8 protein-coding genes are annotated in these 11,389 nt (G+C 72.2%); 6 read left to right on the plus strand and 2 right to left on the minus strand.

Features of this window, described 5'->3' with window-relative positions; translation table 11 throughout:
• Positions 1-138: 138 nt before the first annotated feature.
• Both MKW14_RS36885 and MKW14_RS36890 read right to left on the minus strand, forming a co-directional pair.
• Positions 139-690, minus strand: a complete 552-nt coding sequence (locus tag MKW14_RS36885) for a hypothetical protein (protein ID WP_240870540.1) — start codon at positions 688-690, stop codon at positions 139-141.
• A gap of 903 nt (positions 691-1,593) precedes the next feature.
• Positions 1,594-2,997, minus strand: coding sequence for a hypothetical protein (locus MKW14_RS36890; protein ID WP_276622967.1), 1,404 nt, complete (start codon positions 2,995-2,997; stop codon positions 1,594-1,596).
• Between the two features lie 743 nt (positions 2,998-3,740).
• Between MKW14_RS36890 and MKW14_RS36895 the strand changes: the two genes are divergently transcribed.
• From MKW14_RS36895 to MKW14_RS36920, 6 genes are read left to right on the plus strand one after another with little or no spacing between them, the layout of a single operon-like run.
• Positions 3,741-4,673, plus strand: a complete 933-nt coding sequence (locus tag MKW14_RS36895; RefSeq protein WP_240870541.1) for a conjugal transfer protein — start codon at positions 3,741-3,743, stop codon at positions 4,671-4,673.
• Positions 4,670-5,011, plus strand: a complete 342-nt coding sequence (locus MKW14_RS36900; protein WP_240870542.1) for a hypothetical protein — start codon at positions 4,670-4,672, stop codon at positions 5,009-5,011. The genes MKW14_RS36895 and MKW14_RS36900 overlap by 4 nt, the downstream gene beginning before the upstream one ends.
• Positions 5,008-5,595, plus strand: a complete 588-nt coding sequence (locus MKW14_RS36905) for a hypothetical protein (RefSeq protein WP_240870543.1) — start codon at positions 5,008-5,010, stop codon at positions 5,593-5,595. Before MKW14_RS36900 ends, MKW14_RS36905 begins: the two co-directional genes overlap by 4 nt.
• On the plus strand, positions 5,592-8,303 hold the full coding sequence (locus tag MKW14_RS36910) for an ATP-binding protein (protein WP_240870544.1): 2,712 nt from the start codon (positions 5,592-5,594) through the stop codon (positions 8,301-8,303). Before MKW14_RS36905 ends, MKW14_RS36910 begins: the two co-directional genes overlap by 4 nt.
• On the plus strand, positions 8,300-8,650 hold the full coding sequence (locus MKW14_RS36915) for a hypothetical protein (RefSeq protein ID WP_240870545.1): 351 nt from the start codon (positions 8,300-8,302) through the stop codon (positions 8,648-8,650). The genes MKW14_RS36910 and MKW14_RS36915 overlap by 4 nt, the downstream gene beginning before the upstream one ends.
• Position 8,651: 1 nt before the next feature.
• Entirely contained in the window at positions 8,652-11,375 is a 2,724-nt protein-coding gene (locus tag MKW14_RS36920) for a hypothetical protein (protein ID WP_240870546.1), read from the plus strand.
• Positions 11,376-11,389 lie beyond the last annotated feature (14 nt).

The raw sequence follows: 11,389 nt of genomic DNA on the forward strand, positions 1-11,389 counted from the left end.
CTATGACAGCCGCCCACAGGGCCGGGGCTCTCGCCTCGCCTCGGCGGATACACCTGACGCAGCGGCAGCGCGAGGCCGTCGCCCTGCCGGGGGCTGCGCCTGCCGCATGCTCTCCGCTCACGGTTTCGCGGCCGGATGTCAGCTGGCATCCGCGGAGTTGACCGGGGGAAGCAGGCCGTCGCCGGGCCACAGGGGGGATCCTGCTTCCGCCCGGGCCAGGTGCCGGCCGACCTCGATGAGGACGGCGATCCGGTCGGCGGGCCCGTACGCCCGGTGTGTCCCGGTCGTGGGGTCGACGACGCGGACCTCGCTGCAGGGGCCCGCACACACCAGAGCGCGGGCGATTTCCGGCAGGCCCAGGTTGAGGGCGTCGCAGTCGTGGTCGCGGCTGAGCTGCAGCAGGTCTTCGGTGACCCTCTCCCAGTTGCCGACCTCGGGCCAGCGCGCGCCGCCGTCGAGTTCGTGGGTGAGCGTGGACAGCGGCACGATCTCGCCGGGCCGGCGGCCGCGGGTGAGGCGGTCGTGGATGCGGGCGCCGTCGGGCTGCCGTATGCGGGGGTGCAGCAGGGAGCCTGCGGCCGCGACGGTGGTGTTGATCTCCTGTGCGGGGGCCGGGTAGTAGGGCTCGTGCGCGAACAGGAGGTAGACGTCCAGGGTGGGGACGGCCTGGACGGGTTCGGACGGGGGCATGGGGAGGGTTCCCTTCGAAAGAGGTGGGGTTGGCGTATGACGAAGGCCCGGAGGGGGCGCCGGCCGGGGGGCAGGCGCATACGGGCTCAGGGGCCGCACGGGCACGCCGGGCCCGGTTCGTGCCGGGTCGGTTGTCGTCGGCGGTGTGTTGGAGGATCTGGGTGACCTGGTGGGCGAGTTGGAGCAGGAGCCGCTCGCGGGCGATGAGCTCGGCTGAGACCGAGCGGGGCTCGCGGGTCTGGAGCAGGCCTGTGGCGTCCCACAGCAGGTGCTGGCCGATCTCGGCCGAGCGGCGCAGTTCGTAGCGGTCGCTGCCGGCGGCGGCCTGGACGAGCGAGGTGTGCAGGGCGGCGAGGCGCCGCAGGTAGCGGCAGGCATCGTCGCCTTCGACGATGCGGACGTGTTCGCGGGCCCGGCAGTCCAGCCGGTCCGGCAGGTGCTCGGCGAGGAGCGGGGCGAGAAGCATCGCCGGGAGGGCGACGCTGACCGGGAGGCCGTTGCTCATGGCGAAGAGGCCAGCGACCAGACTGACGAGCGCGCCGGCCGCGGCGAACAACCGCAGGGACCCGGGGACGGTGTCCAGCGCGATGCGCTGCGCGGGGCGCCTGGCCAGCCAGCGCAGGGAAAGGCGCTGCATACGCGTCGCGCCGGGGGCGAGCACCGCGATCCGGTGAGGGATCTCGGGCGGACTGCCGTCGCCGGGGACGGTCCAGGCGAGCCAGCCCCACGGGGTGCGCTCGTGGACGAGTACCAGTTCGCAGGCGGCCGAACAGGAGTCGTCGCGGACATGGCCAGTCCTCAGGGCGCGGGAGCGTTCCTTCTCCCACCGTCCCGGGTCGCGGGTGAAGGGGCGCTCGTGGTGCGCAGCCGCGGTCGGGGGCGTCGGTGTGCGGAGTGTGTCCGTCACGGGCTGCTTCCTTCCAGGTGGTGGCCGGTCAGGGCGGAGGCGCACGTGGTGCAGCAGCCGTCGCCGTCGGGGTGGGCGCGCCGGGGTGTGGGGCCGGGGCAGGTGCGGCACAGCGGCCATCCGAGGCAGGCCGGGCAGAGGTCCTCGCCGGGGGCGGTTCCGGGGACCCCGCAGCCGGCGCATTCGGTCAGGGCCCGGTAGGTCAGAGCCTCGGCCACCGTGCGCGCGGCGGCGGAGCCGGTCCTCGGCTGCGCCGGCGCGGTATCCCACGCGGGTGCGTCGTGGTGGTCGGCCGCGCGGGTGGGCGGTGGGTAGGTCTGGGCGGCGCGCAGGCGGGCGGCGATGATTGCGCCGACCGTGGTCCGCACTGGGTGGGGCAGGGGCCGGTCGGCGATGACGTGCCGCAGCTGCTCAGCGTTCCAGCCGGATTCCAGCATCACGGTCACGACGCGGCCTTGGTCCCTCAGCGCCTGTCCGGTCAGCAGCAGCTCGGGGCGAGCCGCCCCGAGTTCGAGCAGCAGCCGGACCCCCGGGTGCATCTCATCCGCCGCGGGCGCTGCCGGCGGCGCCGTCGGCAGGTCCGGATGGCCCTTCCGTTCCGGTGCTTGCGGCGATTCGCCGCGGCACGGACGGAGGGGGCTGGTGTTCTGCTGGGTGGTCTTCTTGCTGTTGGTGTTCTTAGTGGCGGGATCAGCCAACGTAGGCTCAGCCAATCCTGGAAAATCCGACTCTGGCCCGGGCCTGGGGTTTTGCAGGCCGGGCAGGTCGGTGATGAAGTACAGCGCCTGGCCGAGCGTTCCGTCGGGGTTGCGCTCGCGGGTGCGGTAGAGGAATCCGTGCCGCTCCAGCTGGTGAAGCCCGGTGGTGACGGCGTCGATGCCTTCGCGGCCGCGGCGCACCAGTTCGGCGACGGTGACCTGCCAGCCGTCGCGGTGCGTGCTGACGTACCCGAAGATCCCCTTCGCCTTGAAGGACAGCCTCGAGTCGCGAAAGAGGCCGTTGGCGATCTGAGTGAACTGATCGGCCGCCATGACGCCCCGGCGGATCCCCGCCCCGAAGCCGATGTCGTGTTCGTCATCGATCGCGGGGGTGGCGGTGGCTTCGAGGAGGGCGACGTCGAGGGTGGCGGGTCGGTCGGTGATCGAGTAGACGACCTCGCCGAGCGTTCCGTTCGGGCGCCGCAGGCGTTCGCGGAGGAGGTAGCCGTACCGTTCCAGTTCCTTCAGGCCGGCGCGAACCGCCTCTCGACCGTCGGGCCCGACGGCTACCAGGTGGGCGAGGGTGACCTGCCAGCCGTCGCGGTGCGTGCTGACGTACCCGAAGATCCCCTTCGCCTTGAAGGACAGCCGCGAGTCACGGAACAGGCCGTTGGCGATCTGAGTGAACTGCTCTCCGGCCATCACGCCCCGGCGGATCCCCACCCCGAAGCGGCTCACCGCCGTGTCCCCAACGCATGCCGCGGCTGGTGCCCACGGCGGCACACCGGGCTCGTCGCGGTGGGGCGGCCGGGGGTCCTGGGCGTGGAGGCGTGCGTGTGTTCCATGGCGTCAGCTCACCGGCCGGCCCCGACCAGGCTGACGGCCACGAGCCCCGACCATCGGTCACGATCCGGCAACGGAGCCGTCTAGCTGCCGTGGTCGGGCTCATGGTCGGGCCGACCACGTGCCGTCAGCCCGGGCGCTCAGTGATTGCGCAGTCGACTGCGCAGCCTTGGAAGGGCGTCTGCGCAATCGGGCTGCGCAACCGGCCTGGGGATCCTGCGCAGTCGAGTTGCGCCGGGGCGGCTGCGCAGTCCGCCCGGACTTCCTGATCTTCTCTTGCGCACGTCCGTATCGCCCACTGCGCAGGCCTCTGACACGACCCGGCCGGCTTCCGTCTGCGCATCGATGTCCGGGCCCTGTGGCCGGGCAGCACGTGATCGCACGGCGGTCCCCGGTGCGGGCAACGTGCGCCGGACACGGTGGGCCGCTGCCAGATCGCGGCAGACCCATGGTCGGGGTCATGGTCGGCCCGACCATGACCCCGACCATGGATTTCGTGTCCCCATCGTGACCGTGGTCGGCGGTTCATGGTCGGTGGTCGGGTCGGGGTCGACGGGTTTTCTCAAGGTCAGCAACATCCCTTCTGACCTGGGAGCTTGACCATGTCCCCTGGCACGCAGGCCTCACCGAGCGAGGCCGCTGCTGCGATGGCGGCCGGCGCCCGGCTGGAGGCGATGCGCCGTCGCGTACGCCTCTCCCGCGTAGCGGTCTGGACCGTCATCGCGGCCGGCCCCATCGCCCTCTGCGTGGCCGTCGCCTCCACCCCGACCACGGTCGCGGCGGCCCCCGCGGCCAAGCCCACCGCCGTGCGCACCGCGCCATCCCCCGCCGACCCGGGCGGCTATGCGCAGGTGTTCATCGGCGCGTGGCTGCGCAGCGACGCCAACGATGAGACGAGTGCGCAGGCGCGGCTTGCGCAGTCGATGGCGCCGGACGTCGAACTGCCCGCCCCTGCCGCCGGTGCGCAGTCGGCGCCTCAGTCCGTGACGACGGTGCGCAGTGCGCAGCGCGGCACCGGCGCGTGGTCGGTGACGGTGGCTGCGCAATACGCAGACGGACGGTTGCGGTACTACGCCGTGCCGGTGGCCTCCGACCGCACGGGCTCCTCGTTCACGGTGACCGGTGCGCCCGGCGTGGTGGCCGGCCCGGCCCGGGCCGCAGTGCCGAAGTCGTCGTACGGCGTGAGCGTCCCGGAGGGGGATCTGTCCTCCGCTATCGGGCAGTTCCTCGGCGCCTACCTGACGGGCGCCGGGGAGGTCGACCGCTACCTCGCGCCCGGCGTGAAGCTCGCCGCCGTCTCCCCCGCCCCGTACACGGCGCTCGCCGTCCAGGAAGTCTCCGCCGTCGAGGAGACAGCGGCCGCCGAGCAGGTGCCGGCGGACGGCACGACAGTGCGGGTGCTCGCCTCGGTGGAAGCCCGGGACCGGGCCGGCCGGTGGCCGCTGGCGTATGAGCTCACGCTCACAGCCCGCTCGGGCCGGTGGGAGGTCGCCTCGCTTGAGTCCGGCACCGCTCAGGAAGGGGGCGGGCGATGAACACGGTGCACCACCTGATGCTCGCCGGGCAGCTGGACGACCTCGGCAACAGCTGGATCAACATGTTCAAACAGTGGGCGACGAAGGGCCTTCAGGCCGGTCTGATCTGCCTCGTCGTCGTCATCATGATCCAACGATTCTCACTCAAGGCGGGGATCGGCGCCCTGCTGCTGATGGTGATCGCGCTCGGTCTGTACAACTCGCGCAACGACTTGGCGAACATGTTCACGGACGAGGTGAAGAACCCGTCCAAGGGGGCGCCCGCCGCTCCTGGGGTCGTCCGGTCCGAACTCCCGGCCTCCCGTGACCAGTCGCCGAGCGTCGGAGGCTGGCTGTGACCGCGGCAGCCGCGGCACGGGTGGGCCGCTTCTACACCTCAGCCCGCCGCCACCCCTGGGTGCTGGGCAAGGTCGCCGACTGGAAGATCCCGCTCGGCCCCTACACGCCCGCACAGATCGCCCTCGCCGTCGGCGGCGGCTTCCTCCTGGTCAAGACGATCAGCTGGTGGTCGTGGATGGGGCCCATCCCCATCGTCGCCTGGGGCCTGGTCATCTGGATGGTGCGCCGGCCAAAGGTCCGCGGCCGCGCCCCCATGCAGGCCGTACTCGGCTGGGTGCTGCTTGGCTGGCAGCCCCGCGGTGGGCGGATCGGCGGGCGCGCCGCCCGCGACCGCGCTGCGCACCCGCTGCTCGGCGGCTTCACCATCGAGGACACGCCCGCACCCGGCTCCGCTGCGCAGGCCGCGCCCTCCCCTGCGGTGCAGCGGCATCCAGCCCGGGCGCCGCACCCGAGCCCGGCCACAGACCACCCGTCCTTCGCACCCCGCCGCACACAGCCGGTTGCTGCCGCGGTGGCGGCGGGGCCGGTGTCGGGTGTGCAGCAACTGCTCGCACTCGCCCAGCAGGGCGGAGGTGCGCGGTGAGGGTTCCGATCCGTCACATCGCCGGGCACCTGGTGTGGTCGACGCAGGGCAGCGTGTGGGCCGTCTACCGGCTCCACCCCGGCCCGGACACGCAGGGCCGGCGTGAGGAGACCGTCCAGGGCACGTACGTGCCCGCCCCGGTACGCGACGAACAGCTCGCCAAAATCACGCACTTGGTCCGCTCCTTGTCCGGGGCGCCGCGGCTGTTCGGCCTGTGCGCGCAAGTGGATCCGGGTGAGATCGCCCTCAGGATGATCGAGGGCATCGAGCCGGCCGAGCAGTCGCCCGGTGCAGGAGCGCACCCGTGGGTGGAGAACGTCGAGGCCACCCTGGACCTGCTGGACGAGCAGGAGATGCACCGCCGCACCCTGTGGCTGGCCGTGCCCCTCACGACCGAAACAGGCAGCCTGCAGGTGTCGGCGTCCCTCGGCGCGGCGTGGGCCGAGGTCGCGCCGATGCTGGGCATGCGGCCGGCGCCGGTGGCCCGGCGCGAGGTGAGCGCCTACCGGGAGCAGGCCTCGCGGGTTCAGGCGGCGCTCGCCGGCGGCATCGCCTTCCGCCCGGCCCGCCCGGCGGAGATCGTGTGGATGATCCAGCACGCCTTGCACCGCGGCCTTGCCGAGCCGCTGCTGGCCGAGGCCGAGACCAGCGACCTGTATGGCGGGCAGCTCCGGGACGGGGTGCTGTGCTCCCCCAGCTACGCCGACCTCGGCCAGGTGCGCCTGCAGGAGGGCGGCATCGATCCCGAACTCGACGACACGGGCGAGCTCAAGAGCACCGGCCGGATCACACGGCCGGGCCGGATCATGCAGTCTGGCCGCACCGCCTGGTGGCGGCTAAGCACCGGCTCGCCGCTCGGGCGGCGCTGGCTGCAGGTGGAGTCCGACCAAGGTGTCGGCTACCAGGCGCAGTTGGCGCTGGCCGAGTGCCCGCCCGCCGTCAGCCAGGATGCCGCTGATCTGTTCGCTCAGCTGGAGATGCTCGACTTTCCCGTCGACTACACCGTCGACCTCACCCTCGTGCCCGCGGAGAAGGCCCGCGAGCAGGTACGGCGCAAGAAGAACGACCTCATCGACCAGGCCGACCAGTACGACGCCCGCCCCACCGGCATGCCCGCTTCCCTCACCGAGGCCGCCCGCGATCTCGGCGAGTTGGACGCACGCCTGTCGCGCACGTCGGTTGAGGTGGAGGTGCAGTCCGTGACGGTGCTGACGGTGTGGGGGCCGACCGCCGCCGTCTGTGACGCCCGGGCCCGCGCCCTGGCCGCGCTCCTCGCCGGCGCCGACTACCGCGCCGTGCGCCCGGCCGGCCTGCAAGAGGCCCTGTTCAGCCTGGGCCTGCCCGGCACGGTGCGGCCGGGTGTTGTGCGGGAGTTCACCCAGCATCAGGTCTCCGAGGACTGGGCGCTGGGTGGGGCGTTCACTGCTGCGGAGGTCGGCGACCCCCATGGGATGTTCCTGGGCATCGACCTGGACTGCGGCACCGCCCGCCCTGTCCTGATCAACGTGGCGGATGCGCCCAAGGTCGACGCGTCCGCGTCGATGGGCATCGTCGGGGACCTCGGCGCGGGCAAGAGCGTGCTGCAGAAGCTGATCGCGGAGGCGGTGTGGGCGCGTGGCGGCTGCGCGATCTGCATCGACCGCACCCCGGTGCGCGAGTGGGCGACCTTCGCGCGCACCGCGGCCAAGGGCAGGGTGCAGATCATCGACGCCGCGCAGGCCGAGGTGTCCATCGACCCGCTGCGCATGTTCGACGGACCCGAGGGACGGCACTACGCGCTGTCCTACCTGACTTTGCAGCTCGGTATCGGTCCGATGAGCACCAGCGGCGAGGTCCTCCACCACGCCGTCGAGCAGGCCGCCCTCAGCGACGCCCCGTCCATGCACCGTGTCCTTGCCGTCCTCGAGGAGATGGCCACGCGCGAGGCGGGCAAGCGGCAGGACGCGGCCGCGACCCTGGCCGGTCTGGTCCGGGTCGTCGCCACCAACTCCCTGGCCCGGATGGTGTTCGACCCGACGCTGCCGCCGGTCAGGTTGGACGCCTCCAGTACCTCCGACATGATCGTGATCACGACGACCGGGTTGAAGCTGCCGCCGAAGGCCGCGTTCGACAAGCCGGAGGTCCTGCACCAGCAGCCGCTGGAGGCGTTGATCGGCCGTGCGGTGCTCTACCTGATCGCAGCTCTCGCCCGGCAGACCGCGTTCGAGGACCCCGAGCGGTTCACCGCGGTGGTCCTGGACGAGTTGTACTGGCTGACCTCGTCCGCCGAGGGCACGGCCCTGGTCCACGAGATCCTCCACGACGGCCGCAAGCACGGCGCCGGCCTGGTGGCGGGCTCGCACGACGCCGAGGAACTCGGCCCCGACCGCGGTCTGATGGCCTACCGGGCGCTCGCCCGCACCGCGGATCGTGAACGCGCCCGCCGGGGTCTGGAGTTCGTCGGCCTCGATCCGGATGACGGTGAGCTGCTGCGGCTGGTGACCACGGGCCTGTCCCCCGTCGGCCACAAGGGCCGGGAGGGCGAGTTTCTGCTGACCTGCCCGCGGCAGAACACCGGCCGCGTCAAGGTCTCCATCCCCCGCATCGAGCGCATCACCACGTCCATCACCACCACGCCGGGACGCCGCACGGGCGGTGTCTCCCCTTCCGTGCCGGAGCCGCTTGCCGGTGAGGCCGTACAGAACCGTACGAAGGAAGCCTTCCGATGACCACTTCGTCGTGGGACCGCTCGCGGCGCGTCGCCACCGTCGTGAGCGTCCTCACCGTGATCGCCGTCGTCGTCGCCGCGGTCGTGCTCGCCCTCGGGGTGGGCGTGCCGCAGGCGTGGTGGCCGCACACCGGACAGGCCTTCGCCGCCGACGCCCCACACCAAGATCCCTGTGCCCTGATCGTGGGCCCGGCCAAGGCCTACTGCGAGCGCGGCGCCGCGGCCAAGCCCTCAACCAGCCGGAAGGACGTGGCCGGCGGGGTGTGGAGGCTGGGGACCGCCGGTGCGGGCGTGGGGGCTCTCGTGGTGTGGCGGCTGCGCGGCAGCACTGGGCAAAGGCGGCGTTGACGTGCTGCGTCCCGACCGCGCGATGCTGCGTTCGGCCGGCTTCGTCGTGCTGCTCACCGGCGTGTTCCTCCTGGTGAACACCCAGGTCGTGTACGCGGCCGGAAGCGACAGCGAGACCGGAGATCTGCTTGCCCCGCTGAACATCTACTCGTCGGAGGGTGTGCCGATCAACGGCTACGACCTGAACGCGTCGGGCGGCTCCATCGTCGCGTTCAAGACCCAGGCCCTGGCCTTCGCCCTGTCGGGTCTGTTCACCCTGATCCGGCTGCTGGTCGGGCTGGCCGGGTGGGCCATCGAGGTGGCCTTCCGCTTCCCGCTGCTCAAGCTCCTCACCCACCCGGCACAGAAGACCGCCGACGCCTACGACCACGTCATCGTCGACACGCTCGGGATCAAAGGACTGCTACTGGCCTGGGCGTTCGTGTTCGCGGGATTCATGATCGTGCGCGGTCGGGTCGGCCGCGGTCTGGGCGAAATCTTCCTCACCCTCCTCATCGGGGCGATCGCCGCCTCCGCGCTCATCCGCCCCGACACCCTCCTCGGCCCGGACGGCCCTTTGGGGCAGTCTCAGCAGGTGGCCGCCGAGGTCGCCCAGCGATCCGTCAACTCCTACGACTGGGGCGGCAAACTCGCCAGCAAGAGCCCGTGCGACGGCATGGCCGGCCACGCCGAGCTCACATGCGAGCAGCGGGAAGGCGAGGGACCGGTCTCCTCAGCCGAGGTGGCCCGGCCCATCCAGGATTCGATCACCAACGCCTTGATCGTGAAGCCGTACATGCTGCTGGAGTACGGACGCGTCCTGGATCCGGCCAAGACTGCCGACCGCAAGGCATATGCCGTCCATCTGAAGTGGGTCACCGGCGGGTACATGCCGAGCTCGACTCCGTCGGACAAGGCGAACGACCCCTGCAGGCTGATCCACGGGCCGGGCAAGCAGTACTGCGAGCGCGACGTCGACGACAAGGCCGCCAGTCACGATCTCCCATCGCTCACGCCGGGCGGCGAACTCCTCGATGCCTCCACTGCGATCGTCACCGACGAGGACCAGGCCTTCGCCGCATTCCTCGCCGACATGAAGAGGGCCGGCCCGGTCGGCACGTCGTGCGCCGCCTATGCCGAAAAGCCCACCTGGTGGCGGGTAGGCGGCGCGTTCCTGCTGCTGATCGCCGCGCTGTTCATCTGCGGCATGCTGCTGTCGTCCGCGATCGTTCTGCTCGGCACCCAGGGCGTGTGCGCGGCCGCGGCGGCCGTCGGCGGCGTCACGTTCGTCGCGGGCATGCTGCCCGGACCCGCTCGCCAGAGCGTGTGGAAGTGGCTGTCCCTATGGGGGATCGCGGTCCTGGCGGTAGTCGGGACCTGCGCGTTCATCCCCTTCTTCGGCATCGCGATCGACGCCACCATCACCAACGGCCCCAACCTGATGGTCGAGCGGATCCTCCTCATCGACGTCCTGGCCATCGCCGGCGCGGCCGGGCACCGCAGACTGCTGACCGGGATCGCTTCCTTCGGCCGGCGCACGGCCATGCGGATGCGCTACGCCAAGGTCGGCGGTACCCACCTGCCCGGCGACACCTCCGAGCTCGGCGCCGCACTCGCCCTCAACTCCCCCGCCGCCTTGGGCGGATACAGCTTGGGGCTGCGCGCGTTCACCGGCACAGGTGGCGGCCGGTTCGGGATGCTCGGCACCCGGCAGCGGCTGATGGGCGCGCTCACCTCCCTTTTCGACGGTGCGGGCATGCCGGTCGACACCGGCCGCGTCCTCGCCGATGCCACCGCCGAAGCCGGGCGGGGGCTTGCCCCGTTGACGGCGGCCGCGGCCGTGGGCGGGCTGGGCGCACGACTCGGCGTCAAGGGCGCATACGGGCTGCTGATCGGACGCCGTCCGGACAAGGAACAGTTGGCCAAGTGGCGCAAGCCCACCGCCGACGGCGACCCGGACACGGGCGGCCCGCCGGACGGCGGGGGCGGCGGCCCTGGCGGCACGGGTCCGCGCCGGCCCTCGGGCCCGCCCGACCGGTACCGCAACGCAGAGGGACGCGTCGTCGACCGCAACACCGGCCAGGTGCTGCACGACCAGAACAGCGACCGCACCCTGCTGTCGACCCGGGCACACAACCGGCTGGTCCGATTCCGCGGATACCGCATCCTCCACCGGGGCGGCCGGACCGCGTACGGGGCGACGGTCGGTCTGCCGGCCACTGTGCGCCGCGCCCGGTCGGGGGGCTCGCGCTACTCCCAAGACGCCCGCCAGCAAGTGCGGGTATGGGCCAACACCGTCCGTGAAGACGGCCGAGCCTGGGGCGACACGGGGCGTCACGTGGCCCGGGTCATCCGCGAGCACACCGACGACCACGGTGGAACCGGCCCCTTCACCAGCCGGCGTGTGCCAACCGCAGCCATGCCGACCGCTGCTCCCCGCCCGGAACCCCGTCCGCGGCCTGCACCCTCAGGTCGTCCTTCCCCTGCCCCCACACGGCCGGCCGCGCCTGCGGGCCCTCCCGCAGCAACTCCGCCCCCGGCACCGCTCCCCCGCCAAAACGGCCCCGCACCGGTGCCCGGGTCCGATCTCGGCGCGCCCGGGCGTGCGGCTCGTCCCGGCGACGGTGACACGGGCGGTTCCGCAGGCAGCAGCAACCAGGCCCGGATGCAGGAGTCGATGCGGCAGGCCGAAGCTCTGCGCGACATGCGCGAGCGGTGGAGGCGCGAGGACGGTGAGGAGGAGTGACACCGCCGGGACGC

This window comes from Streptomyces gilvus (assembly GCF_022513565.1).
Taxonomy (GTDB): Bacteria; Actinomycetota; Actinomycetes; order Streptomycetales; family Streptomycetaceae; genus Streptomyces; species Streptomyces gilvus.

Coding starts and splice junctions, on each gene's coding strand:
- MKW14_RS36885 (WP_240870540.1), bottom strand. CDS start 690: ATGCCCCCGTCCGAACCCGTCCAGGCCGTCCCCACCCTGGACGTCTAC.
- MKW14_RS36895 (WP_240870541.1), top strand. CDS start 3,741: ATGTCCCCTGGCACGCAGGCCTCACCGAGCGAGGCCGCTGCTGCGATG.
- MKW14_RS36900 (WP_240870542.1), top strand. CDS start 4,670: ATGAACACGGTGCACCACCTGATGCTCGCCGGGCAGCTGGACGACCTC.
- MKW14_RS36915 (WP_240870545.1), top strand. CDS start 8,300: ATGACCACTTCGTCGTGGGACCGCTCGCGGCGCGTCGCCACCGTCGTG.
- MKW14_RS36890 (WP_276622967.1), bottom strand. CDS start 2,997: ATGGCCGGAGAGCAGTTCACTCAGATCGCCAACGGCCTGTTCCGTGAC.